Source organism: Paraburkholderia sartisoli (assembly GCF_900107685.1).
Lineage (GTDB): Bacteria > Pseudomonadota > Gammaproteobacteria > Burkholderiales > Burkholderiaceae > Paraburkholderia > Paraburkholderia sartisoli.
In genome coordinates, this window is record NZ_FNRQ01000001.1 from 438,258 (window position 1) to 463,364 (window position 25,107).

Annotated in this window: 24 protein-coding genes; 11 read left to right on the top strand and 13 right to left on the bottom strand. The window is 64.7% G+C overall.

Annotated elements, in window-relative coordinates; all coding sequences use genetic code 11:
- Nucleotides 1–9: 9 nt before the first annotated feature.
- A complete protein-coding gene (gene fghA / locus BLV45_RS01980; protein WP_090528205.1) occupies nucleotides 10–855 on the top strand; it encodes an S-formylglutathione hydrolase in 846 nt (281 codons plus the stop codon).
- A 79-nt stretch (nucleotides 856–934) separates the two neighbouring features.
- Here the strand turns inward: fghA and BLV45_RS01985 are convergent, their stop codons facing one another.
- Genes BLV45_RS01985 through BLV45_RS01995 form a run of 3 tightly spaced genes read right to left on the bottom strand, consistent with a single transcriptional unit; the run spans nucleotide 935 to nucleotide 3,577 of the window.
- A complete protein-coding gene (locus BLV45_RS01985; protein WP_090528208.1) occupies nucleotides 935–1,717 on the bottom strand; it encodes a metal ABC transporter permease in 783 nt (260 codons plus the stop codon).
- Nucleotides 1,710–2,633 carry an ABC transporter ATP-binding protein gene (locus tag BLV45_RS01990; protein WP_090528210.1) on the bottom strand — a complete coding sequence of 308 codons (924 nt, stop codon included), beginning with the start codon at nucleotides 2,631–2,633 and terminating at the stop codon, nucleotides 1,710–1,712. Before BLV45_RS01990 ends, BLV45_RS01985 begins: the two co-directional genes overlap by 8 nt.
- Nucleotides 2,630–3,577: a metal ABC transporter solute-binding protein gene (locus tag BLV45_RS01995; protein ID WP_090530963.1), complete on the bottom strand. Its 948-nt coding sequence runs from the start codon at nucleotides 3,575–3,577 to the stop codon at nucleotides 2,630–2,632. The genes BLV45_RS01990 and BLV45_RS01995 overlap by 4 nt, the downstream gene beginning before the upstream one ends.
- Nucleotides 3,578–4,011: 434 nt before the next feature.
- On the opposite strand from BLV45_RS01995, the gene BLV45_RS02000 reads away from it, so the two are divergent.
- The 6 genes from BLV45_RS02000 to BLV45_RS02025 all read left to right on the top strand — a co-directional run bounded on the left by BLV45_RS02000 (nucleotide 4,012) and on the right by BLV45_RS02025 (nucleotide 9,957).
- Nucleotides 4,012–4,794, top strand: a complete 783-nt coding sequence (locus BLV45_RS02000; RefSeq protein WP_090528213.1) for an L-iditol 2-dehydrogenase — start codon at nucleotides 4,012–4,014, stop codon at nucleotides 4,792–4,794.
- A 68-nt stretch (nucleotides 4,795–4,862) separates the two neighbouring features.
- A complete protein-coding gene (locus BLV45_RS02005; RefSeq protein WP_090528216.1) occupies nucleotides 4,863–6,185 on the top strand; it encodes an ABC transporter substrate-binding protein in 1,323 nt (440 codons plus the stop codon).
- Nucleotides 6,186–6,300: 115 nt separating this feature from the next.
- Complete coding sequence (locus tag BLV45_RS02010) at nucleotides 6,301–7,236, top strand: carbohydrate ABC transporter permease (RefSeq protein ID WP_090528219.1); 936 nt, start codon at nucleotides 6,301–6,303, stop codon at nucleotides 7,234–7,236.
- A gap of 50 nt (nucleotides 7,237–7,286) precedes the next feature.
- A complete protein-coding gene (locus BLV45_RS02015) occupies nucleotides 7,287–8,096 on the top strand; it encodes a carbohydrate ABC transporter permease (RefSeq protein WP_245753139.1) in 810 nt (269 codons plus the stop codon).
- The gene (locus BLV45_RS02020) at nucleotides 8,093–8,782 is read left to right on the top strand and encodes an HAD family hydrolase (protein ID WP_090528225.1); all 690 of its coding nucleotides are present in this window, start codon (nucleotides 8,093–8,095) and stop codon (nucleotides 8,780–8,782) included. The genes BLV45_RS02015 and BLV45_RS02020 overlap by 4 nt, the downstream gene beginning before the upstream one ends.
- A 65-nt stretch (nucleotides 8,783–8,847) precedes the next feature.
- Nucleotides 8,848–9,957, top strand: a complete 1,110-nt coding sequence (locus BLV45_RS02025) for an ABC transporter ATP-binding protein (RefSeq protein ID WP_090528228.1) — start codon at nucleotides 8,848–8,850, stop codon at nucleotides 9,955–9,957.
- A 195-nt stretch (nucleotides 9,958–10,152) separates the two neighbouring features.
- On the opposite strand, the gene BLV45_RS02030 is transcribed toward BLV45_RS02025, so the two are convergent.
- The 3 genes from BLV45_RS02030 to dalD form a co-directional block, all read right to left on the bottom strand.
- Entirely contained in the window at nucleotides 10,153–11,112 is a 960-nt protein-coding gene (locus BLV45_RS02030; RefSeq protein WP_090528231.1) for a sugar-binding transcriptional regulator, read from the bottom strand.
- A gap of 144 nt (nucleotides 11,113–11,256) precedes the next feature.
- Nucleotides 11,257–12,738, bottom strand: coding sequence for a xylulokinase (xylB, locus tag BLV45_RS02035; RefSeq protein ID WP_090528233.1), 1,482 nt, complete (start codon nucleotides 12,736–12,738; stop codon nucleotides 11,257–11,259).
- Nucleotides 12,739–12,873: 135 nt separating this feature from the next.
- Nucleotides 12,874–14,268 (bottom strand): D-arabinitol 4-dehydrogenase, encoded by a 1,395-nt coding sequence (dalD, locus tag BLV45_RS02040; protein WP_090528236.1) that lies wholly within the window; start codon nucleotides 14,266–14,268, stop codon nucleotides 12,874–12,876.
- Between the two features lie 573 nt (nucleotides 14,269–14,841).
- Here dalD and BLV45_RS02045 point away from each other — a divergent pair.
- Nucleotides 14,842–15,774, top strand: coding sequence for an AraC family transcriptional regulator (locus tag BLV45_RS02045; RefSeq protein ID WP_090530967.1), 933 nt, complete (start codon nucleotides 14,842–14,844; stop codon nucleotides 15,772–15,774).
- Nucleotides 15,775–15,923: 149 nt separating this feature from the next.
- Here BLV45_RS02045 and kynA read toward each other — a convergent pair whose 3' ends face one another.
- The 3 genes from kynA to kynB all read right to left on the bottom strand — a co-directional run bounded on the left by kynA (nucleotide 15,924) and on the right by kynB (nucleotide 18,829).
- A complete protein-coding gene (gene kynA, locus BLV45_RS02050) occupies nucleotides 15,924–16,850 on the bottom strand; it encodes a tryptophan 2,3-dioxygenase (RefSeq protein WP_090528239.1) in 927 nt (308 codons plus the stop codon).
- A 10-nt stretch (nucleotides 16,851–16,860) separates the two neighbouring features.
- Complete coding sequence (kynU, locus tag BLV45_RS02055) at nucleotides 16,861–18,111, bottom strand: kynureninase (protein WP_090528242.1); 1,251 nt, start codon at nucleotides 18,109–18,111, stop codon at nucleotides 16,861–16,863.
- Between the two features lie 82 nt (nucleotides 18,112–18,193).
- Nucleotides 18,194–18,829, bottom strand: a complete 636-nt coding sequence (kynB, locus tag BLV45_RS02060) for an arylformamidase (RefSeq protein ID WP_090528244.1) — start codon at nucleotides 18,827–18,829, stop codon at nucleotides 18,194–18,196.
- Between the two features lie 130 nt (nucleotides 18,830–18,959).
- Between kynB and BLV45_RS02065 the strand changes: the two genes are divergently transcribed.
- A complete protein-coding gene (locus BLV45_RS02065; RefSeq protein WP_090528247.1) occupies nucleotides 18,960–19,466 on the top strand; it encodes an Lrp/AsnC family transcriptional regulator in 507 nt (168 codons plus the stop codon).
- A 79-nt stretch (nucleotides 19,467–19,545) separates the two neighbouring features.
- Here the strand turns inward: BLV45_RS02065 and BLV45_RS02070 are convergent, their stop codons facing one another.
- Complete coding sequence (locus tag BLV45_RS02070; RefSeq protein ID WP_090528250.1) at nucleotides 19,546–20,055, bottom strand: flavin reductase family protein; 510 nt, start codon at nucleotides 20,053–20,055, stop codon at nucleotides 19,546–19,548.
- A gap of 242 nt (nucleotides 20,056–20,297) precedes the next feature.
- Here BLV45_RS02070 and msrA point away from each other — a divergent pair, with 242 nt between their 5' ends.
- Entirely contained in the window at nucleotides 20,298–20,846 is a 549-nt protein-coding gene (gene msrA, locus BLV45_RS02075) for a peptide-methionine (S)-S-oxide reductase MsrA (RefSeq protein WP_090528252.1), read from the top strand.
- 92 nt (nucleotides 20,847–20,938) lie between these two features.
- On the opposite strand, the gene BLV45_RS02080 is transcribed toward msrA, so the two are convergent.
- A complete protein-coding gene (locus BLV45_RS02080; protein ID WP_090528254.1) occupies nucleotides 20,939–22,153 on the bottom strand; it encodes an SAM-dependent methyltransferase in 1,215 nt (404 codons plus the stop codon).
- Between the two features lie 140 nt (nucleotides 22,154–22,293).
- Nucleotides 22,294–22,932 (bottom strand): pyridoxamine 5'-phosphate oxidase, encoded by a 639-nt coding sequence (gene pdxH, locus BLV45_RS02085; protein ID WP_090528257.1) that lies wholly within the window; start codon nucleotides 22,930–22,932, stop codon nucleotides 22,294–22,296.
- A gap of 311 nt (nucleotides 22,933–23,243) precedes the next feature.
- Here pdxH and tcdA point away from each other — a divergent pair, with 311 nt between their 5' ends.
- A complete protein-coding gene (gene tcdA / locus BLV45_RS02090; RefSeq protein ID WP_090528260.1) occupies nucleotides 23,244–24,125 on the top strand; it encodes a tRNA cyclic N6-threonylcarbamoyladenosine(37) synthase TcdA in 882 nt (293 codons plus the stop codon).
- 118 nt (nucleotides 24,126–24,243) lie between these two features.
- Here tcdA and trxA read toward each other — a convergent pair whose 3' ends face one another.
- The gene (gene trxA, locus BLV45_RS02095) at nucleotides 24,244–25,092 is read right to left on the bottom strand and encodes a thioredoxin (protein ID WP_090528263.1); all 849 of its coding nucleotides are present in this window, start codon (nucleotides 25,090–25,092) and stop codon (nucleotides 24,244–24,246) included.
- Nucleotides 25,093–25,107: the final 15 nt, after the last annotated feature.

Here is a 25,107-nt window from a genome sequence, read left to right on the forward strand (position 1 = left end):
AGATCCCCCATGCTCGAACTACTGTCTTCGCATGCTTGCTTCGGTGGCGTGCAGCGGTTCTATCGTCACGATTCGACGACCATCGGCCTGCCGATGCGCTTCTCGGTCTATCTGCCGCCGCAGGCGTCGCACGGCAACGTGCCGGCGCTGTTTTATCTGGCCGGTTTGACCTGCACCGAGGAAACGTTTCCGATCAAGGCGGGCGCGCAGCGCCTTGCCGCGCGGCACGGCATCGCGCTGATCGCACCCGATACGAGCCCGCGTGGCGCCGGTATACCGAACGAAAGCGCGGCGTGGGACTTCGGCGTCGGCGCGGGTTTCTACGTCGACGCGACGCAGGCACCGTGGTCGAAGCATTTCCGCATGTACTCGTACGTGCGCGACGAACTGCGCGAAACCGTGCTGGCGAATCTCGCGATCGATGGCGCGCGGCTTGGCATTTTCGGTCACTCGATGGGCGGGCACGGCGCGTTGATGATGGCGCTGCGCAATCCGGAAATCTTCCGCTCGGTGTCGGCGTTCGCGCCGATCGCGGCGCCGTCGCGGTGTCCGTGGGGCGTGAAGGCGTTCACCGGCTATCTCGGCGAAGATCGCGGCGCGTGGCAGCAGTACGATTCGAGCGAACTGGTGGCGCGCGCATCGCACACATTCGCCGAAGGCATTCTGATCGATCAGGGCATGGCCGACCAGTTTCTCGCCGAACAGCTGAATCCGGATGTGTTCGAAGCAGCGTGCCGCGCCGCGGGACAACCGCTCACGCTGCGTCGGCACGAAGGCTACGATCACGGCTATTACTTCATCCAGAGTTTTATCGAGGACCATCTCGCGCATCACGCGAAGGTGCTGCTCGGATAAGCGCCGCGTCCAGAAGCACGACGTAAAAAAGGACGCCGGAGATGATCCGGCGTCCCTTTTTTGTGGGCAAAACCGACGGCTAGCGTTGACGCAACAGGCTTGCGCCGTACACGAGCGCGGCGAGCGCGGTGATCCAGAAGCTCGTCGGCCAGTCGGTGTAGAACGCGAGCGTGACGCCCAGCCACGCCTGCGCGAGCGCGAGCAGCGCGGCGAGAATGAGGCCGGTGGACAGGCGCGTCGTGAGATTCTGCGCGGCCGCCGCCGGGCCCACCATCAGCGTGAAGACGAGCAGCACGCCGACGATCTGCGTACACGCCGCGACGGCGAGCGCGGCGATCGCGAGAAACAGCACCGACACGAGCCGCGGCGATACGCCTTTTGCTTCGGCGAGTTCGGGCTGCAGCGACGCGAACAGCAGCGGCCGCATGATCGCCGCGAGCGCCAGCAGACTGACGATGCCGAGGCCGGTGAGCACCGCGAGCGTCGACGTGTTCACGCCGAGCACGTTGCCGAACAGCAGCGCGGTGACCTGCGTCGCGTAAGCGGTGAAGAAGTGCAGGAACAGCAGGCCGAAGCCGAGCGCGAGCGAGAGAATCACGCCAATCGCGACGTCGCGTCCGGCCAGCCGCTCACCGAGCGCGCCCATGCCAACGCCCGCGGCGAGCGTGAAGCCGATCATTCCCCAGATCGGCGAGACGCCGATCAGCACGGCGCCGGTCGCGCCGGTAAAGCCGACGTGTGACAGCGCGTGGCCGGCGAACGTCTGCCCGCGCATCACCAGAAAATAGCCGACGACGCCCGCCAGCACCGCGACGATCCCCGACGCGGCGAATGCGTTCACCATGAAATCGTATTCAAACATCGTGCGTGTGTCCGTGCGTCTTTGCGGGTGAATGCGCATGTCCATGGTCATGGCCGTGCGCGTGGCCGCCGCCATGGTCGTGGCCATGATCGTCTTCGTGTTCGTGGTCGCGCTTTTCGACTTCGACGTCGCCGGACATCACGAAGATGCGTCCGTGTACGCGCATCACGTCGATCGTCGAACCGTAGAGCCGCGACAGCACGGGCTTCGTGATCACTTCGTCGACGGTGCCGAGCGCCGCCACGCCGCTGCCGAGGTACAGCACGCGGTCGAGCGCGTGCAGCAGCGGGTTCAGTTCGTGCGCGGAGAACAGCACGGTGATGCCGAGCTCCTGCTGCACGCGCCGCACGAGTTCGACGACGCTCTTCTGATGATGCGGATCGAGGCTGATCAGCGGTTCGTCGAGCAGCAGCAGACGCGGATTGCCCAGCAGGCATTGCGCAAGCAGGAGCCGCTGACGCTCGCCGCCCGACAGCTCCGACAGCGGCCGCATCGCGAGTTCACGCGCGCCGACCAGTTCGAGCACGCGATCGACTTCCTTGCGCGCCTGCGCGTTGTGATGCGGCAGGCCCCAGCGGTGTCCGTCGGCCGCCATCGCGACGAAGTCGCGGCCGCGCACGCGGCGGCCGGCGAGCGCGCTGCGCGTCTGCGGCATATAGCCGATCGACGGATTGCCCCGTTCGACCGTCTCGCCCAGCACGCGGATCGCGCCGCTCGCGGCCGGCACGAGGCCGAGCACCGCGCGCATCAAGGTGGTCTTGCCCGCGCCGTTCGGCCCGAGCACGCCGATGAACTCGTTCTGGTTCACGACGAGGCTCGCGTCGCTCAGGATCGCGCGGCCGCCCATCTCGAGCGTGACGCGGTCGAGTTCAAGCACAGGTGCGGAGCCGCGCGGCGCGGCGCCAGTCGGTGTCATTGCGATTGTCCTTTTGCCTTGCCGGCAGCGTCGCCTTTTGCGAGCGCCGCGCCGAGGTCGTCGAGTTGCGACAGCATCCATTGCTGGAACGTCCGGCCGGCCGGTTGCGTCTCGGTGACGCTGACCGTCGGCACGTTCGACTGCTGTGCGAGCTGCAACATGCGTTTCGTGAGCGCCCCCGTTGCCTGGCTGTTGTAGATCAGCACGCGCACCCGTTTGTCGCGCAGGTCGCGCTCGAACGCGGCGATGTCCGATGCGCTCGCTTCCGTGTCATTCATCGCGGCGAGCTGGAAACGCAGGTTCCGCATCTCCAGACCGATCGCGTCCGACATGTAGCCGAATACCGGCTCCGTTGCCGTGACGGGTGCGTGCGCATAGCTGGCGCGCAACGCGGCGATTTTCGCATCGACCGGCTTCAGCGAATCCAGAAACGTCGCGAGGTTCGCATCGTACGCCGTTTTGTTCGAAGGATCAGCGGCGACGAGCGCCGCGCTCACCGCGCGCGCCACCGCCGGCATGGTGGAAGGCGCGTACCAGAGATGGGGATTGTCACCGCTCTTGTGGCCGGTGAGGTCCGCCGCGACGATCGTCGTGCGCTTCGCGTTCTTCGATGCCCCGAGCAGCTTCGCCATCCACGGATCGTAGTCGGCGCCGTTGTACACGACAAGGCTCGCGTTCTGCAACGCGCGCGCCGTCTTCGGGCTGGCTTCGAACAGATGCGGATCCTGATCCGGATTGCTGAGGATGCTCACCACGCTCACATGATCGCCGCCCAGCTGGCGCACGACGTCGCCGTAGAAATTCTCCGCGGCCACCACTGGAATTTTCGTGCCGGCGGCGAAGGCGGGGTGGCCGGCCGCCAGCATGAGCGCGCCGGCTGTGAGACACGTCGATATAACGCGCGCGTGCCGCACGCGGTTCCACAGCGAGCCAGGTGTTCTCATCATGTTGTTTCCGGTCCTTGAAAGATGGGCGGGGCGCGGTGCAGGCGGTCAGGCAGGTTCGACGCCGGGGTCACCGTGTCGCGAGTCGTGAATGATATAACATAACGTGATTTTTTTGGTACAACGCGTGCGCGCGCCAAGTGTTCGAGGACGGGGAGAGTCAGGCAGGAGGCGGGTAAACACTGCCGCGTTGCAGCATCGAAATCCTGCATTGCGCCTTGACATGGCCCGATGCGTATCCGATCATTCGATCACCAACAGAGCAATTGTTCGCGTAATGGGCGTTCGCTCACTGCGCAGGATGTAAAACGACCCAGCAATAAATTGCATGGGACCAGAGTAAGTGCTTTGCACTAACTCTGGTCGACCGCAAGTACCTTGCATGGGACCAGAGTAAGCGCTAAAGCGCTAACTCTGGTCGACAGGAGACAGCATTGAACGCGCGATTGCAGGACAAGGTGGCGATCCTGACAGGTGCAGGCAGCGGAATCGGCGAAGCGGTGGCCCGGCGTTATCTCGACGAAGGCGCGCGCTGCGTGCTCGTCGACGTGAAGCCCGCGAATGAGTTCGCGCAGGCGCTGACGCAAAGCCACGGCGAGCGCGTGCTGGCCGTTTCCGCCGACGTCACGCGGCGCGATGACATCGAGCGCATCGTGTCGGCCACGCTCGGGCGCTTTGGCCGCATCGACATTCTCTTCAACAACGCGGCGCTCTTCGACATGCGCCCGCTGCTCGACGAATCCTGGGATGTGTTCGACCGCCTCTTCGCGGTCAACGTGAAGGGCATGTTCTTTCTGATGCAGCGTGTCGCGCGGCAGATGGTCGAGCAGGGGCAGGGCGGCAAGATCATCAACATGTCGTCGCAGGCGGGCCGCCGCGGCGAGGCACTCGTGTCGCACTACTGCGCGACCAAGGCCGCCGTGCTGAGCTATACGCAATCCGCCGCGCTCGCGCTCGCGCCGCATCAGATCAACGTGAACGGCATTGCACCCGGCGTCGTGGATACGCCGATGTGGAAAGAGGTCGATGCCCTCTTCGCGCGCTATGAAAACCGTCCGCCTGGCGAGAAGAAGCGTCTCGTCGGCGAAGCGGTGCCGCTCGGCCGCATGGGCGTGCCGGACGACCTGACCGGCGCGGCGCTCTTCCTCGCGTCCGCCGACGCCGATTACATCACCGCCCAGACGCTCAACGTCGACGGCGGCAACTGGATGAGCTGAACCAGCACGCTGTACCCATCCGCCAGAAGCATCACACGAAGAACGACTAATCCAGAAGGAGACAACTCATGAAACCCGCCTTCCAGACCGCGCTCAAGCTGTTCGGCGCCAGCGCGGCCGCCTGTGCCGCGTTGAACGCATCGGCCGCGACCGTCACGATCGCAGCCCTCAACAACCCGGACATGATCGAACTGAAGAAGCTCTCGTCGAACTTCGAGCAGGCCAATCCGGACGTCAAGCTGAACTGGGTGATTCTCGAGGAAAACGTGCTGCGCCAGCGCGCCACGACCGACATCACGACCAACAGCGGCCAGTTCGACGTGATGATGATCGGCACGTACGAAGCGCCGCAGTGGGGCAAGCGCGGCTGGCTCGCGCCGATCACGGGCCTCTCCGCCGACTACGATCTCAACGACGTCGTGAAGACCGCGCGTGACGGCCTGTCGTACAACAACCAGTTGTACGCGTTGCCGTTCTACGTCGAAAGCTCGATGACGTTCTACCGCAAGGACCTGTTCGCGGCGAAGGGCCTGAAGATGCCCGACCAGCCGACCTATGACCAGATCAAGGAATTCGCCGACAAGCTCACCGACAAGGCCAGCGGCACGTACGGCATCTGTCTGCGCGGCAAGGCGGGCTGGGGCGAAAACATGGCGTACGTGACGACGCTCGTCAACACGTTCGGCGGCCGCTGGTTCGACGAAAAGTGGCACGCACAGCTGACGTCGCCGGAATGGAAGAAGGCGGTGAACTTCTACGTCGACCTGCTGAAGAAAGACGGCCCGCCGGGAGCCAGTTCGAACGGCTTCAACGAAAACCTGACGCTGATGTCCTCGGGCAAGTGCGCGATGTGGATCGACGCGACGGTCGCGGCCGGCATGCTCTACAACAAGACGCAATCGCAGGTTGCCGACAAGATCGGTTTCGCCGCCGCGCCGACGGAAGTCACGCCGAACGGCTCACACTGGCTGTGGTCGTGGGCGCTGGCGATTCCGAAGTCGTCGAAGCAGCAGGAAGCCGCGAAGAAGTTCATCTCGTGGGCAACCTCGAAGCAGTACATCGAACTCGTCGCGAAGGATGAAGGCTGGGCATCGGTGCCGCCGGGTACGCGTCAGTCGACGTACGCGCGCCCCGAGTACCAGAAGGCCGCGCCGTTCGCGAGCTTCGTGCTGAAGGCGATCGAAACGGCGGATCCGAACCATCCGACCGCGAAGCCCGTGCCGTACACCGGTGTGCAGTTCGTCGGCATTCCGGAGTTCCAGTCGTTCGGCACGGTGGTCGGCCAGAGCATCTCGGGCGCCGTCGCGGGCCAGATGACGGTCGATCAGGCGCTCGCCGCCGGTCAGGCAACCGCCGATCGCGCCGTGCGTCAGGCGGGTTACCAGAAGTAGACGTAACCCGCGGTCAAAGCGCCGGCTGACGCATACGCGTCAGCCGGAACGCAGCAGCTCAGCGGGCTGCCGGTGTCCCGTAGCCCGCGTACTACCCCAGACAGGTGGTCCGATCATGCCTCATCTGCGCCTTCCGCTCATGCAAGCCCCTCCCCAAACCGAAAAGGAACGCGAGACCCGCAAGGCGGCGTCCGCGCGATGGCTGGTTTCGCCATCGGTTGCCGTGCTCGTGTTGTGGATGGCGATTCCGCTCGCGATGACGATCTGGTTTTCGTTCTCGCGCTACAACCTGCTCAATCCCGACCTGAAGGGTTTCGCGGGTCTCGACAACTACAAGTATCTCGCCACTGATCCAGCCTTCGGGCCGTCGATCCTGATCACGCTGGAGCTGATTGGCTCGGTGCTGCTCATTACCGTGGTCGGCGGGATCCTGATGTCGGTGCTGTTCGACCGCAAGTTCTACGGCATGGGCGTGGCGCGCCTGCTCGCCATCGCGCCGTTCTTCGTGATGCCGACGGTCAGCGCGCTGATCTGGAAGAACATGATCCTGCACCCGGTGTATGGCCTCATCGCACAGGGCATGCGTGCGATCGGCCTCACGCCGATCGACTGGTTCGCCGACTATCCATTGATCGCCGTGGAGATGATCGTCGCGTGGCAGTGGCTGCCGTTCGCGTTTTTGATCCTGTTCACGGCAATCCAGTCGCTCGACCAGGAGCAGAAGGAAGCGGCGCGCATCGACGGCGCCGGCCCGATCTCGATGTTCTTCTACATCACGTTGCCCCACCTGAGACGGGCGATCGCGGTGGTGGTGATGATGGAAACGATTTTCCTGCTGTCGATCTTCGCCGAAATCTATACGACGACGGGCGGCGGTCCGGGCACGGCGACAACCAATCTGTCGTACCTGATCTACGCGCTCGGGCTTCAGCAGTTCGACATCGGGCTGGCTTCCGCAGGCGGGATTCTCGCGGTGGTGCTGGCGAATATCGTGTCGATCTTCCTCGTGCGTATGCTCGCGAAGAACCTGAAAGGGGAGTACGAAAAATGAGCCAGCTTGCCGCTACCTCCGTTGCAACGGCTTCGTCGATCAATTCGCCGATGGCGAAGCTTCGACGCAGCATCCCCGGCATCCTCGCGTGGTTCGTCGCGCTGCTGCTGTTCTTCCCGATCTTCTGGATGACGATCACCGCGTTCAAGACGGAGCAGCAGGCGTACTCGTCGTCGCTCTTTTTCACGCCGACGCTCGACAGCTTTCGCGAGGTGTTCGCGCGCAGCAATTACTTTGCGTTCGCCTGGAATTCGATCCTGATTTCAGTGGGCGTGACGGTGCTGTGCCTGATCCTCGCCGTGCCGGCCGCGTACGCGATGGCGTTCTTCCCGACGCGCCGCACGCAGAAAGTGCTGCTGTGGATGCTGTCGACGAAGATGATGCCGTCCGTCGGCGTGCTGGTGCCGATCTATCTGCTGTGGAAGGACACCGGACTGCTCGACACGGTGTCTGGCCTCGTGATCGTCTATACGCTCATCAACCTGCCGATCGCGATCTGGATGTCGTTCACGTATTTCGCTGAAATACCGCGCGACATCCTCGAAGCGGGACGGATCGACGGCGCGGCGACGTGGCAGGAGATCGTCTATCTGCTGATGCCGATGTCGTTGCCGGGTCTTGCGTCGACGTCGCTCCTGCTCGTGATCCTGTCGTGGAACGAAGCGTTCTGGAGCATCAACCTGTCGAGTTCGAACGCCGCGCCGCTGACGGTGTTCATCGCGTCGTATTCGAGCCCTGAAGGCCTCTTCTGGGCCAAGCTCTCGGCGGCTTCGCTGCTGGCGGTCGCGCCGATCCTGATCGTCGGCTGGCTGTCGCAGAAGCAGCTGGTGCGTGGCCTTACGTTCGGGGCGGTCAAATGACAGTGTCGACTCACGCGCTGATCTGCGATTGCGACGGGGTGCTGATCGACAGCGAAGCGATCGCGGCGCGGATGCTCGTACACGAACTGGAATCGCGCTGGCCCGACGCGGATGTCGCGCCCATCGTGATGCCGCTCCTCGGCATGCGCACCGAGCACGTGCTCGATGCGACGGCCGCGCAGCTCGAGCGCACGCTGAGCGCCGCCGACATCGAGGCGATCCGCGATGCGGTGAGCGTCGGCGCGATGGAAGCGCCGCTCGTCGAGGGTATCGTCGCGGCGCTCGGGCAGGTTCCACTGCGCAAGGCCTGCGCGAGCAACAGCAACACGGCCTATGTGCAGGCGGTGCTGGCGCGTACCGGGCTCGTCGAGTTTTTCGGCGATCGCGTGTTTTGCGCCGACAGCGTCGCGCAACCGAAGCCCGCGCCGGACGTTTATCTGGCCGCCGCGCGCGGTTTGAACCTGACGCCGCACGCGTGCCTCGTGGTTGAAGACAGCGTGACGGGCGTGCGCGCGGCGAGCGCGGCCGGCATGACCGTGATCGGCTTTATCGGCGGCGGCCACGCGAACGAGGCGCAGATCGAGGCGCTGCGCGCAGCCGGCGCGGTACACGTGTTCGACGACATGCGGCAACTGCCGGTATTCGTCACGCAATGGATGGAGCGCGTCGCCATTGGCTCGCATTGATGCGAAGCGGCGCGCACGATTAACGTGAAAGTGAAAGCATCAGCAGCACCATCGGGAGACACATCATGGCAAGCCTGACCCTGCGCGACATCGCGAAGCGCTACGACGAAACCGAAGTGATGCGCAACATCAACCTCGACATCGCGGACGGCGAGTTCGTCGTATTCGTGGGGCCGAGCGGCTGCGGAAAATCGACGCTGATGCGCATGATCGCCGGCCTCGAGGACATCAGCAGCGGCGACCTGAACATCGACGGCACACGCGTCAACGACATTCCGCCGGCCAAGCGCGGCATCGCGATGGTGTTCCAGTCGTACGCGCTCTATCCGCACATGACGCTGTACGACAACATGGCGTTCGGCCTGAAACTCGCCGGCACGAAAAAGCCGGAAATCGACGCGGCCGTGCGCAACGCGGCGAAGATCCTGCACATCGACCATCTGCTCGACCGCAAGCCGAAGCAGCTGTCGGGCGGCCAGCGTCAACGCGTCGCGATTGGCCGCGCGATCACGCGCAAGCCGAAGGTGTTTCTGTTCGACGAACCGCTGTCGAATCTCGACGCGGCACTGCGCGTGAAGATGCGTCTCGAGTTCGCGCGCCTGCACGACGAGCTGAAGACCACGATGATCTACGTGACGCACGATCAGGTCGAAGCCATGACGCTTGCCGACAAGATCGTCGTGCTGTCAGCGGGGAACATCGAGCAGGTCGGCAGCCCGAACCGGCTGTATCACGCGCCGGCGAACCGTTTTGTCGCGGGTTTCATCGGCTCGCCGAAGATGAACTTCTTCGAAGGCACGGTGCAGTCGGTGACGGCGGATGGCGTGACGGTGCGCTACGACACGGGCGAAACGCAGCGCGTGGCCGTGGAGCCTTCGAACGTGAAGGAAGGCGACAAGGTGACTGTCGGTATCCGGCCTGAACACACGCACGTGAATTCGGGCGAATACGGTGTTTCGGTGACGACGATGGCGATCGAATCGCTCGGCGACGCGGCGTATCTGTATGCCGAATCGAGCGTGGCGCCCGATGGTGTCATCGCGCGCATTCCGCCGCTGGAACACCATGACCGTGGCGAGACGCTGAAGCTGGGCGCGACGCCGGATCACTGCCATCTGTTCGATGCGAACGGCCAGGCGTTCGAGCGCAAGATCATCGAGGTGCTGGCGGCCTGAAGTTTCGGTGTGTTGTGTCGTGGCGCGGCGCTAAAGCCAGTCGCGCCGCAAAGCCCGAACGGGCAATTGACTGCTGCGCCGTCTGCCGTCTCCGCTGCGGCGCAGCTTTTTTTGCGTTAGCGCTTGCGGCCGGCTTTGGCCGTCTCATGTCGACCGGAGTTCGCGCTTTAGCGCGTTACTCCGGTCCCACGCAAGTTATTGCTGCGTTCCCTCTTCCAGCGCCGCGCGCGCGCAGCGCTCGTCGGTCACGAGACCCGACAGCCAGCCGCCCTTCAACGCGGCAATCACCGCATCGCGTTTGCGCTCGCCGCCGGCGAAGCCGATCGTCGGCCGCTTCGGTGGCGAATCCAGATAGAGGCTCGTGACGCGATTGCCGGTCGGTGACACGACCCTTGCGCCCGCCGCGTTGATCGGCAGCCCCAGCATTTCCGCCACCGCGCCGCGCTGAACCAGGTCCTTCACCTCGGCCGACGTGATGAACCCGTCCTCATGTAGCGGACAGTTCGGCCCGATATTGCCGATCCCCACAAACGCGACATCCGCCGACCCCGACAGCGATTCGACGATGCGATACAGCCGGTGATTGACCCACTGCGCGCGCTCGGCTTCGCTATCGGCGATCAGCGGCGCGGGCAGCAAGAAGTGCTTGCCACCGGTTTTCTCGGAGATATGCAGCGCGACGTCGTAGCGGTTCGACGAGCCGTCCTGCGCGATCGCGCCCACCATCGACACCAGCCGGTGCTGCGGCCGGTCGAGTTGCGCGATCTGGTCGACGGCGGCCTTCAGCGTACGCCCGCTGCTCACCGCGACGATCATCGGCTTTTCATCGAGCAGATAGCGCTCCATCACCTGTGCGCCCGCGACGGCCAGCTTGCGGTCGATCTCTTCGGGCGTGTCGTCGTCGACCGGGACGATTTCGCAGAACGACAGCCCGTAGCGCTTCGACAGCTGGTCGGCAAGCGCGAGGCAGTCGGCCAGCTGATGATCGACGCGCACGCGAATCAGGTTCTTCTCGACCGCGAACGCGACGAGCCGCTGCGCGACCGGGCGTGACACCTGGAGTTTTTCGGCGATCTCGTTCTGGGTGTTGCCCGCGACGTAATAGAGCCACGCGGCGCGGGTGGCGAGATCGAGTTTTTCGGTAGACCTGGACACGATGGATCTTTGACGTGAGCGGCTTGCGCCGCGTGACAGGGTTCGCTGCGTCGACGAACGGGAAGGGATCGCGCGCCGATGATAGCAGTCGTCTTTCTAAAACCAGTTGCGCGTCCAGACGCCGGACGCGCTCACATCAATGGCTCACGCCAGTGGTGCGCGCGCCGGATCGAAGAGCGGCCGCACATGCCGGTAGAGCGCGCGGTACGTGTCGAGCCGCGCGCGCAGCGCGGCATGCCGAGCGGGGTCCGGTGTGAATTCGGTTTCGACGGGCGGCTTCGTGAGCACCGTCGCCGGATCGCCGCCGGCTGCGAGCCAGCCGAGCCGAGCCGCGCCGAGTGCCGCGCCGGTTTCGCCGCCGCCGTGCTTGCGCGTCGGCGTGTCGAGCGCGTCGGCGAGCAGCTGCGCCCAGTAGTTGCTGCGCGCGCCACCGCCGATCAGCGACAGCGCGCACGCTTCGGTGCCGGCGGCACGCAGCGCGTCGAGGCCATCGGTGAGCGCGAGCGTCACGCCTTCGAGCACGGCGTAGCCGAGCAGCGCGCGGTCGGTCGCGTGCGTCATGCCGAAGAACACGCCCTGCGCGTACGGGTCGTTGTGCGGCGTGCGTTCACCCGAGAGATACGGCAGAAAGAGCGGCGCGGTGGCGAGCGCATCGGGCGCAAGGGCGGCGACTTCGGCGAGCAGCGTGGGCTCGTCCGTCGAGGTCAGCTTGCAGACCCAGCGCAGACAGCTTGCCGCCGAGAGCACCACGCTCATCTGATGCCAGCGGTCCGGAATCGCATGGCAGAACGCGTGTACCGCCGATGCGGGGTTCGGCCGGAACCGGTCGCCGACCACGCACAGCACGCCCGACGTTCCGAGCGACACGAAGCCGTCGCCCGGCTGGATCGCGCCGATGCCGATCGCGCTCGTTGCGTTGTCGCCGCCGCCGGCTGCCACCACGACGCCATCCTGCAAGCCGAATTCGCGCGCCACCTGCGGCCGTAACGTGCCCGACGGCGCGCTGCCTTCGGCAAGCCGCGGCATCTGCGCGCGTCGCATGTCGCACGCGGCGAGCAACGCGTCCGACCAGTCGCGTTTCGCGACGTCGAGCCACAGCGTGCCGGCCGCGTCCGACGGATCGGACACCTTCTCGCCGGTGAGCATCAGACGCAGGTAATCCTTCGGCAGCAGCACGCAGGCCGTCTTGCGGAAGCGTTCGGGTTCGTGCCGCTGCACCCACAGCAGCTTCGGCGCGGTGAAGCCGGGCATCGCCAGATTGCCCGCGATGCGATGCAGGTCCGGCGCGCGCGCGGTCAGCTCGTCGCATTCCTCGACGCTGCGCATGTCGTTCCACAGGATCGCCGGCCGCAGCACGCGATCTTCGGCATCGAGCAGCACGGCGCCGTGCATCTGGCCCGACAGGCCAATGCCGCGGATCTGCGCGAATTCGTCGGGATGGCGCGCACGCAGCGCGGCGAGCGCGGCGCGCGTGCCGTCCCACCAGTCGGCCGGATTCTGCTCGGCCCAGCGCTGATGCGGGCGCGAAACGGTGAACGGTGAGCCCGCGGTGCCGATCACGCGCCCGGTGGGCGCGAGCAGCAGGACTTTTACTTCGGACGTGCCGAGGTCGATGCCGAGATACATGGGCGCGGAACCTTCGTCATTGGGATGCGCTACTTTATCCGCACACGGCAGCCATCGCCATGCGCATTAGACCTGGCTCGCGTGCATGCGCGTCGAGCCCGTGTTTCACCACGCGCGGGTTCGATCGCGTTGCGATCAGCCGCGCTTCGCGAGCCACGCGTCGACGCGGCTCAACGCGGCCCGTAGTGCGCTTTCCAGCTTCGGTGTCTGCGCCATGCTGCCCCACAGCAGACGATCGGCGCAGAACGCCTGTAGCGGGTCCGGCGCGGCGAAGAAACCGCGCGCGACGCGCTCGTCCATCACGCCGTCCTGATACGCGTACGGCAGCGTGCCGGCCTGCCAGCGGTCGAGGAAGCGGAAGAACAGCGCGGGCAGCATCGCCGTCGCCGCCGGTTCGACGCCGCGTGCGAAGCACTCCGAGAGTGTGGGCGCGATGAAGCCGGGAATCTTCGAGAAGCCGTCGGCGGCAACGCGCTGGTTCGTGTCCTGGATGAAGGGATTGCTGAAGCGTTCCAGCACGACGTCGCGATAGCGTTCGAGGTCGAGCGGGCTCGGCGTGAGACACGGAATCACGTCCTGCGTGACGTAGTCGTACGCGAGCTTCTGGATGTCGGGGTCGATCGTGCCTTCGTGGATATAGCGCAGCCCGATGAGCGTCCCCGCCCACGCGATGCAGCTGTGCGTCGCGTTCAGTATCCGGATCTTCGCTTCCTCGTAGGGCAGCACCGATTCGACCAGTTCCGCGCCAACCTTTTCCCACGCGGGACGCCCCGCGCGGAAGTTGTCTTCGATCACCCACTGGATGAACGCCTCGCCCATCACCGGGCAGGCGTCGTTGAAGCCGGTTGCCGCGAGTACGCGTTCGCGGACGTCGTCCGTGGGGCGCGGCGTGATGCGGTCGACCATCGAATTCGGCGAGCTCGTGTTCGCGTCGAACCAGGCTTTGAGCGCCGTGTCGCCGCGCCGGTCGAGAAACTCGCTCATGCCCGCATGAAAGCGCTCGCCGTTGCTGCGCAGGTTGTCGCACGACTGCAGCGTGACGGGGCCCGCGTTGCGCTTCATCCGCGCTTCGAGGATCGCTGAGAGCGCACCATAGATGGTGATGCGGCCGCCTTTGAGGTCGGCGGCGAGATCGGCGTTGGCGGTATCGAGGTGGTCGTGTTCGTCGAGGTAATAGCCGCCCTCGGTGACGGTGAACGCGATGATCTTGCAGGCCGGATCGGAACCGGCTTCGACGAGCCCCGCGAGATCGGCCGACCACGGCAGCACGCGTTCGATCGAGCGGATGGTTTCGTACGCGCGCTCGCCGTGCGGCGTGACGGTTTCGAGCGTATAGACGCCGCCCTGCGAGGCAAGCGCCTCCAGCACGGCGTTCATGTCGCCACGGATATTGCCGCCGGTCAGCGACCAGTGCGGCTCGCCGGCCGCGCGCGCCGCGTTGAGCCGGTGCAGATACCACGCCTGATGCGCGCGGTGAAACGATCCCGCGCCGATGTGCAGGATCACCTGGACGTTCGCGTCGCTGCTCATACTCGTCTCCTGTCGACCAGAGTTGACGCTTTAGCGTCTTACTCTGGTCCCATGCAAGATGGTTGCTGTACTGTTGCGCGCGTCTTTAGCGTGCGCTTTGCTTGGTGCTAGAGCATTTGCTCTGTACGTGAACGAATGATCGTATCCGGCGAATCGAAAGTCAAGGCAATGCGGGATGCTTTCTGTGGCGCAGCGCGGCGTGAAAGGCTTTCCGCGCGTTGCCGGTGGCGGTGTGCAGTGCGCAACACGACCGCCAACCCCCGGCTGCTGCGATGCATCAAATTTGACGTTTTCCGCGTCAGTGCTTACCCCGATGCAAAAAAGTATCGGTAAGCGGTTTCATTTTGAGTGGATCGAAACGCGTTTGACGTCTACTTTTCGCTATACAGGATGAAGCGCCGCGGCGCACTGTGCAGGGGCGCCCCACACGGGCCGCAGCCGTCCAACGTCCAATGGAGGAAGACACGAGATGATCGCCATCGCATCGGCATCGAAGGCCGTTCCCCGAATGCAGCGGCGTTTGCATGCGGCTGCCGCCGCATGAAGCGCGCGCGACGTCATCAGGAGGGCTCCGTGCAACCCGATCTCGAACTGGTAGCCGTCCGCCGCGACGAGTCGTTCAAGGTGTGGTCGCACGGTTATCCGTACCGCACCGTGCGCTGGCACTTTCACCCTGAATACGAAATTCACCTGATCACCGCGACGACGGGCAAGGTGTTCGTCGGCGATTACATCGGCAGTTTTGTGCCGGGCAATCTCGTGATGACGGGCCCGAACCTGCCGCACAACTGGGTGAGCGAAGTGCCGCGCGGCGAGACCGTCGAGCAGCGGTGCCTCGTGCTGCAGTTCGGCGCCGACTTCATCGCGAAGTGCATCGATACGTTTCCGGAGTTGAAGCACATCGAAACGATGCTCGAGGATTCGCGCTCGGGCCTGCTGTTCGACGAAGCCGCCGGCGAGGCCGCGAAGCCGGTGCTCACGGAACTGCTTCACGCGCATGGCTTCCGGCGCATCACGCTGTTCCTGCAACTGCTTGAACTGCTCGCGCAATGCACGGGGCGCAGGACGCTCGCAAGCGCGACGTGGCAAACCGATCCGTCGGGCTATGCGTCGACGCGCATCAACCACGCGCTCGCGTATATCGACAAGAACCTCGCGCAGCCGATGCGCGAAGCCGATCTCGCGCAGCTTGCCGGGCAAAGCGTCAGCGCTTTCTCACGTTACTTCCGCCGTCATACCGGCCTGCCGTTCGTGCAGTACGTGAACCGTCTGCGCATCAACATGGCGTGCCAGTTGCTGATGTCGGATGAACTGAGCATCACCGGGATCTGCTATCAGGTCGGCTTTAACAACCTGTCGAACTTCAACCGGCAGTTCCTGTTGCTGAAAGGCATGCCGCCGTCGAAGTTCCGCGCGTACCAGCAGCTCAATGCGGCAAGCGCCGTGGGGCCGGAAGTTCCGCCGGTGAGGCCCGCTGCGACAGTAGCGTCGTTTGCCGCAGGGTGACGGCGTTCACACGATCCGTCCGACGATCCCCTGGTTTTTTGTCTGTTACTGCTTGGCCGGCCCGATCCTGCGCCGGTCAGGCGGTAACGGTTATATGGCGCAATCCGGCGAGGCACCGGAAGCGCGCCGCGAACGCCGAAGCGCGTGCGTCAAAGCACCGTGCGCACGTGCCACAGTTCCGGAAACAGCACGACGTCGAGCATCTTGCGCAGATACGGCGCGCCGCTCGTGCCGCCCGTGCCCTGCTTGAAACCGATGATCCGCTCGACGGTCGTCACGTGCCGGAAACGCCACTGGCGAAACGCGTCTTCCAGATCGACCAGTTCTTCGGCCATCTCGTACAGTTCCCAGTGCTGCGACGGATTGCGATACACCTCGAGCCAAGCCGCTTCGACGGATGCGTCGTGCGTGGTGGGTTGCGTCCAGTCCCGCTCGAGCCGCTCCGGGTTGATCGCGAAACCGCGGCGCGCGAGCAGGCGGATCACCTCGTCGTAGAACGACGGCGCTTCGAGCGTGGCCTGCACTTCGGCGAGCACGTCGGGGCGATGCGCGTGGGGCTTCAGCATCTGCACGTTCTTGTTGCCGAGCAGAAACTCCAGCTGTCTGTACTGATACGACTGGAAGCCGGACGACGCGCCCAGGTAAGGCCGCATCGCGGTGTATTCGGAGGGCGTCATCGTCGCGAGCACGCTCCACGCCTGCACGAGCTGTTCGAGGATGCGCGACACGCGTGCGAGCATCTTGAACGCCGGCGGCAGTTTGTCGCCATGCACGGAGGCGAGCGCGCCGCGCAGTTCGTAGAGCGCGAGCTTCATCCACAGCTCGCTCGTCTGATGCTGGACGATGAACAGCATCTCGTTGTGATCCGGCGAAAGCGGATGTTGCGCCGACAGGATCGACCCGAGCGACAGATAGTCGCCGTAACTCATCGACTTCGAGAAATCGAGCTGCGCGTCGTGCCAGCCTTCGGCGCTGGAAGGTGGCACGTGGGGCGCGTGGGCGCCCGTCGCCGCGCCATGTCCGAACGGACAGCCCTGCGAGGGTTCGTCGCCGGGCAACTGCATGTGGTCGGTCATTGCGCGCTCCTCAGGTTACCGCGCCGCGCGTCGCGAATTCGGGGGCGCGCCAGGTTTCGTTCGCGAGCACGTCGCGCAGCGTTTCGACCGCGTCCCATACGTCGACGTAGCGCGTATAGAGCGGCGTGAAGCCGAAGCGCAGCACGTGCGGCTCGCGATAGTCGCCGATCACGCCGCGCGCGATCAGCGCCTGCATCACTGCGTAGCCGTCCGGATGCTCGAAGCTCGCATGCGAGCCGCGCTGCGCGTGCTCGCGCGGCGTGACGAGCGTGAGCGGAAATTCACGGCAACGCGACTCGACGAGTTCGATGAAGAGATCCGTCAGCGCCAGCGACTTTTTGCGGATCGCCTGCATGTCGGTCTGCAGGAACACGTCGAGACCGGATTCGACGAGCGCCATCGAGACCATCGGCTGCGTGCCGCACAGAAAGCGGCCGACGCCGTCGTCCGGACGGTACGTGGGATTCATCTCGAACGGCGCGCGATGTCCCCACCAGCCGGAAAGCGGCTGCGAAAACGCGTTCTGATGCCGCGCCGCGACCCACACGAACGCGGGCGAGCCGGGGCCACCGTTCAGATACTTGTACGTGCAGCCGACGGCATAATCCGCGTTCGCGCCGTTCAGATCGACCGGCACCGCGCCCGCCGAATGGGCGAGATCCCACAGCGCAAGTGTGCCCGCTTCGTGAATCAGCTTCGTCAGCGCGGGCATGTCGTGCATGTAGCCCGTGCGGTAGTTCACGTGCGTGATCATCACGACGGCCGTGTCGTCGCCGAGCGCGGCGGGCAGCGCCGACGGGTCGTCGATCAGACGGAGTTCATAGCCGCGGTCGAGCTGTTCGATCAGACCTTGCGCGATGTACAGATCGGTCGGGAAGTTCGAGCGCTCCGACACGATCACGCGACGCTTCGGATCGCGACTGTCCTGTAGCCGCAACGCCGCGGACAGCAGCTTGAAAAGGTTGACCGAAATCGTATCGGTGACGACCACTTCGTTTTCCCCCGCGCCGATCAGCGGCGCGAGCTTGTTGCCGAGCCGCCGCGGCAACGCGAACCAGCCGGCGCTGTTCCAGCTGCGGATCAGGCCTTCGCCCCATTCGGCGGCGATGACGGTCTGCGCGCGTTGCGCGGCGGCGGCCGGCGCGACGCCGAGCGAGTTGCCGTCGAGATAGATCGTCGCCGCGGGCAACGCGAACTCGTTGCGTAACGCGGCGAGCGGGTCGGCGCTGTCGAGTGCCACGGCTTCTTCACGGGTATTCATGATGATCCTGTCAAAAGGTATTCGGATGAGCCAGCGCGCGGTGCGCCCGAACGCGATCCATGGGGTTCAGGTGTTCAGGGATTCAAAGAGCCCGTAGCACGGCGCGTACCGGACTCGCATCGAGCGTCGTGAACTTGAGCGGCAGCGCGATGAGCTCGTAGTCGCCTTCTTCGACGGCATCCAGCACGATGCCTTCGAGAATCGCCATCCGGTGCGCGCGGACGCGGTGATGGGCGTCCATCGTCTTCGATTCCTGCGGATCGAGCGAAGGCGTGTCGATGCCGATCAGCTGGACACCACGCGAAGCCAGCAGGTCGACCGTCTCCGGGGCCACCGCGCAGAACGCGCTGTCCCACGCGGTGGTCGGCGCGCGCCTGTAGGTGCGCAGCAGCACGCGCGGCGGCAGCGCGTCGCCCCGGTCCAGCGCGGCGGCGATGTGCGCGGGCATCACCCGCGGCGCCGCGCCGATGCAATGAATCACGCGACACCGCCCGATATACGCATCCAGCGGCACGGCGCCGATCGCGGCACCTTCGGCGTCGTAATGCAGCGGCGCGTCGGTATGGGCGCCGGTGTGCGGCGACAGTGTCATCCGCGCAACATTCACCGGCGAGCCGGCTTCCATGCGCCAGACACGCTCGATGCCAACCGGCGTGTCGCCCGGCCAGACGGGCGTTGCGGGGTCGATCGGCGGGGTGATGTCCCAGAGTCCGTCCATGTCTCCATCGTCATATCGGTCCAATCCTGAAATGATAGGCGCGCCCCCGCGAAATGTGATTGCGAAAAAATCACCTTCTTTGGCCTGTCCTGGAACATAATTTGAGATAAATGGGAAAGGGAGACCGAATATGAACGCGATCTCGCTCGACGCCACCGATTGCCGTATCCTGGCGGTGCTTCAGCATGAAGGACGGATCAGTAACCTCGATCTGGCAGAACGGATTTCGCTGTCCCCTTCCGCCTGTCTCAGGCGGTTGCGCCTGCTGGAAGAGCAGGGCGTCATCGAGCGCTACCGGGCGTGCCTGAACCGCGAGGTGCTGGGCTTCGAGCTGGAGGCGTTCGTGCAGGTGTCGATGCGCAACGACCAGGAGAACTGGCACGAGCGTTTCGCGGCGGCGGTGCGGGACTGGCCGGAGGTGGTCGGCGCGTTCGTCGTGACGGGGGAGAGCCACTACGTGCTGCGCGTGCTGGCGCACAACCTCAAGCACTATTCGGACTTCGTGCTGAGCCGGTTGTACAAGGCGCCCGGCGTGATGGATATCCGCTCGAACATCGTGCTGCAGACGCTCAAGGAAGATTCGGGCGTGCCGGTGCAACTGGTATCGGGCGCAAGCGCCAGCGTGGCGGCGAAGTAGCCGCCGCGACGGCCGGCTGTCGCTCGTCTGCGTCCTCGATTTGCAGCAACCGGGCTGTTGGGCCCGGCGCCCGCTGCGCTCAGAGCGGCCCGAGGGCGTGGAAGTTGCCGTTCTGGAACACGAGCGGCTGGGCTTCGCCTGCCTGATCGACGAAACCACAGCGCTCCACTTCGCCGACGAAGATCACGTGATCGCCTTCTTCGTAACGGCTGCGGTTGTGGCACTCGAACCATGCGAGCGCGCCGTCGAGCACCGGCATGCCGGAGTCGCCGGCCGCGTGCGAGACACCTTCGAAGCGGTCGCCCTTGACGGTGGCGAAGCGCTTGCACAGGTCGAGCTGTGACGCCGCCAGCACATTCACTACATAATGACTGTTGTCGCGAAACACGGGCATCGAAGCCGAGCGGAGCGCGAGGCTCCAGAGCACGAGCGGCGGCGCCATCGAAACCGAGTTGAACGAACTGGCGGTGATGCCGATGAGCTGGCCGGACGGGGCGCGCGTGGTGATCACCGTGACGCCGGTGGCGAACTGGCTGAGGGCGCGCCTGAACGCATCCTGATCGAAGTTGGGCGGGCTCGCGGTTTTCATCGGACGCGTGCTCCGGATGCGGGCAGTGGGAGCGGTGCGGGCGGTACAGTGCGCCGGGCAGGAAGAATTGATTCGAAAGTCATGTAGAAAATTGGCGAATTGCCCCAATTCTATCGGAATCGCGGGCAGGCCAGCCGCGCACCGCGGCCGGTGTACGCAAAACCCGCCAGGTTGAACAGATTCCGCCGGAATCGCTGCACGGGCGGGGCGTGCGATGCCGCATTGAGCAAGGAGTGATCAGCATGAGTCAGACAAGTGAAGTCGCCACCCTGGGCGGCGGCTGCTTCTGGTGTCTCGAGGCGGTCTATCTGGGTGTCGACGGCGTGAACGCCGTGGAATCCGGCTACGCGGGCGGCCAGGTCGACCAGCCGACCTACGAACAGGTCTGCGACGGCGACACCGGTCATGCGGAAGTAGTGAATGTCGACTTCGATCCGTCGAAGATCAGCTACCGCGAGATTCTCGATATCTTCTTCGCGATCCATGATCCGACGCAGCTGAACCGTCAGGGCAACGACGTCGGCACGCAGTACCGGTCGGTGATCTTCACCCACTCGGATGCGCAGCGCGACATGGCGGAACAGGCGATCCGCGAGATCGCCGCCGAAGGCATCCATGACGGCAAGATCGTCACGCAGGTGCTGCCGCTCGACGGCAATTACTGGCCGGCCGAGGCGTATCACCAGAACTACTTCGCGCAGCATCCGGACCAGGGCTATTGTGCGTTCGTCGTCGCGCCGAAGGTCGCGAAGTTCCGCCAGAAGTTCGCGCACCGCATCAAGGCCAGCTAATCCCCGGGCCGCCCGTCCGCTCGTCTCCGTGACGGGCGCGGGCGCCCGACCTCGCGCGCCCGCGCACCGCCCGGCGTCACTGCATCACTGCATCACTGCGGCCTGTCGTACATATACCGCCGCGACCACCGCAGCGTTTTCGCGCTGCGACCGGCCTTGCGGCAGACCACCTGAAAGATCGAGACGTCGTCGTTTTCGAACGCGTACGCGCAACCGGCCAGGTACACGCGCCAGATGCGGAATTTCTCGTCGTCGACGAGACTGCGCGCAACGTCCGCATGCGCTTCGAAATTCTCGGCCCAGATATCGAGTGTGCGCGCGTAGTGCCGGCGCAGGCTTTCGACGTCAACCGCCTCCAGTCCGCCACGCTGCATCGCTTCGAGCGCGAGGCTGATGTGCGGCAGCTCGCCGTCCGGAAACACATAGCGGTCGATGAACTCGCCGCCGCCGAGCGCCGTTTCGCCACTGTTGTAGTCGGTCGACGTGATGCCGTGGTTCATCGCGATGCCGTCGTCGACGAGCAGGTCGTGAATCCTCTTGAAATAGCCCGGCAGATTCTTGCGCCCAACGTGCTCGAACATGCCGACGCTCGTGATCCGGTCGAACTGGCCTTCGATGTCGCGGTAATCCTGCAGACGGATTTCGATCTGGCCTTCGAGCCCGGCCGCTTTTACGCGTGCCGTCGCGAGATCGAACTGGTTCTGCGACAGCGTCACGCCGGTACATTTCGCGCCGAACTTCTGCGCGGCGCGCAGCACGAGCGCGCCCCAGCCGCAGCCGATGTCGAGCAGACGCTGGCCCGGCTGCAACTGGATTTTCGTCAGGATGTGATCGATCTTCTTGATCTGCGCGGTGGCAAGATCTTCGTCGCCGTTCTCGAAGTACGCGCACGAGTACACCATGTTCTCGTCGAGCCAGAGCTGGTAGAACTCGTTCGAGACATCGTAGTGATACTGGATCGCTTTCTTGTCGGACGTTTTCGAGTGATTGAAGTAGCGTCGCACGCGCGCGAGCTTGCCGGCGCTGGTCACCGTGCTGCGTGCGAGCGAATAGCTGATGTTGATGATGTCCGACAGCTTGCCTTCGATGTCGATCTTGCCCTTCACGTACGCCTCGCCGAGATTGTCGAGGCTCGGTTCGAGCAGATAGGGCAGCGCGGTTGCGCTCTTCACGTGCAGCGTGACACGAGGCGCGGCGAACTGCCCGAAGTCGTGCTGCTGGCCGTCCCACAGCACGAGACGCGCCGGCAGGTTGGCCGTGCTTCTTACATCTTCTGCCCACTGCGCCAGCTTCTTCTCCCAGAACATGTGATTTCTCCGTGTCCAATGAAATAAAAGCAAAGCCTGTGGATCGCTGTGTGACTCCGACGCCGGATGCCCACGCGATCCGGCCGGTCGGCGCGGCCACCCGGTAAGGGCGCGCCGCGCACCGGCATCTTGTTATGACGTCAAGGCGACAACCGTGCGATTTGCCATTCGCCGGCGGCGGTGCGCGTATAGCGCAGACGGTCGTGCAGCCGTGACGGCCGTCCCTGCCAGAATTCGATGGTGTCCGGTACGAGCCGGTAACCGCCCCAATGCGGCGGGCGCGGCGGATCGTCGCCAAAGCGTTCGGTGAAGTCACGCTCGCGTGCTTCGAGTACGGCGCGGCTTTCAATTACCTGACTCTGCTCGGATGCCCAGGCACCGATGCGCGAGCTGGCCGGACGGGACGCGAAGTACGCGTCGCTTTCGGCTTCGCTCGTCTTGATGACGGTGCCCTCGATACGCACCTGGCGCTCGAGTTCGATCCAGTAAAAGAGCAGGCTCGCTTGCGGGTTCTCCGCCAGCGCGCGGCCCTTGCGGCTTTCGTAATTCGTGAAGAAGGTAAAGCCGCGCTCGTCCACGCCCTTGATGAGCACGATGCGCGCCGAAGGGCGGCCACGGCCGTCGACGGTGGCGAGTGTCATCGTGTTCGGTTCGGGGAGCCTGGCTTCCAGTGCCTGCGCGAACCACGTGTTGAACTGCCGGATCGGGTCGCGATCGACCTCGGCTTCGTCCAGCGAACCGAGTGAGTAATTCTTCCGGAGTTCGGCGAGGGTCGTCATGTTCTTATGCGAGCGCTACAGTAGGGTCAGTATAGCGAAGGAACGAAAAATCTGCGCTGCGTCCTGTCAACCCGGATTCGTGCAAAGCACGTACTTCGCTCTCATGCAGGATCGTTGCCGTCACCATGGGAACGCCGCATCCGTGGGCGGGCGCGTCTCCGGCCGCCGACCTGAAAGCCGATGTTCAGGCAGAATACGGGCTGCGCTGTCCAGCCCGGCCATGGGCACACGCCAGCGCATATCAAGCCGGCTTCAAGACAGCAGCAAGCCATACATGCAGGTAGAAGCCCGTATCCGTCAGGTCCCCGATCATGTCCACGCCGCACGCAACCCCGCCTTCCAACGCCTTGTTCGATGTTACTACCGGCATCGACGCGAGTGAATCCGCCGATCACGCGAGGCGTTTCGGCGGCATCGCGCGGCTCTACGGCGCGCCGGCGCTGACGGCGTTCGGGCGGGCTCACGTGGCGGTGATCGGCATCGGCGGCGTCGGGTCGTGGGCCGCCGAGGCGCTGGCGCGCAGCGCGATCGGCACGCTCACGCTGATCGATCTCGACAACGTCGCGGAAAGCAACACGAACCGGCAGATCCACGCGCTCGACGGCAACTATGGCAAGCCGAAAGTCGAAGCGATGGCGGAGCGCATCAGGCAGATCAATCCACAGTGCGACGTGCGTCTCGTCGAGGACTTCATCGAGCCGGACAATTTCGCGTCGGTGCTGGGCGGCGGCGGTTTCGACTTTGTCGTCGATGCGATCGACAGCGTGCGCACGAAGACCGCGCTGATCGCCTGGTGCGTCGCGCAGAAGCTGCCGCTCATCACGGTCGGCGGCGCGGGCGGCCAGCTCGATCCGACGCGCATCCGTATCGACGACCTCGCGCTGACGATCCAGGACCCGCTGCTCTCGAAAGTGCGCGCGCAACTGCGCAAACAGCACGGGTTTCCGCGCGGCCCGAAGGCGAAGTTCAAGGTGAGCGCCGTGTATTCCGACGAGCCGCTGATCTATCCGGAAGCCGCTGTCTGCGATATCGACGAGGAAGCGGAGCACGTGACGACGTCGCCAGGACACACCGGGCCGGTCGGGCTCAACTGCGCGGGTTTCGGATCGAGCGTGTGCGTGACGGCGAGCTTCGGATTCGCCGCGGTCGCGCATGTGCTGCGCGCACTCGCCCAGCAGGCCAACGCGAAATAGCCGGCGGCGCGAAGCGCCCGGGCGCTTCGCCCAGGCGCATGCAAGCACGCATGCACAAAAAAACGCGACCCGTGGGTCGCGTTTTTTCATCGTGCCGGCAAAACGCCAGCCCGGACGATCAGTTCAACGCCGCGCTCAGCTTGCGTCGCCACTGCGCGACGAGTTCGTGCTGATGCGCGGCGAGATCGAACACGGACAGCATCGTCTTGCGGCCGATGTCCTCGCGGAACGTGCGGTCGCGCTGCACGATCACGAGCAGTTGCTCCAGCGCCTCGGCATATTTGCGTCGCGCGATGAACGCGCTCGCCAGATCGAAGCGCGCTTCCAGGTCGTCCGGCTGCGCGGCGACGCGTGCTTCGAGCGCGTCGGTGGGCGGCAGGTCGGCGGCGGCGTCCACGGCGTCGAGCCGCGTCTTGATCGCATTAAAGCGGGCGTCGATGCCCTGCGTCGTTTTCGGCGACAGCAGGTCGACTTCGTTGCGCGCATCGTCGAAGCGGTTCTGCGAGAGAAGCAGTTCGATCAGGTCGAGACGTGCATCTTCGTAACCCGGATCGAACGCGAGCGCCGCTTTCAGATGATCGTGCGCGTCGTCAAGACGCCCCTCGGCGATGGCGATCTGCGCGTGATTGCGTTCGGCATCGGCGGAATCCGGCACAAGGCGGTCGAGAAATTCGCGCAACTGGCCTTCCGCCAGCACGCCGACGAACTGGTCGACCGGACGGCCGTCGGCGAACGCGATGACGTGCGGAATGCTGCGCACCTGAAAATGCGCGGCGAGCTCCTGATTTTCATCGACGTTCACCTTCACGAGCGTCCATTTGCCCGCGTATTCGGCTTCGAGCTTTTCGAGCATCGGCCCGAGCGTCTTGCACGGGCCGCACCATGGCGCCCAGAAATCGACCAGCACCGGTGCCAGCGTCGAGCCTGCGATCACGTCTTTTTCAAAGGTGGCCAGCGTGGTATCCATTGCGTCCTCGTCGGA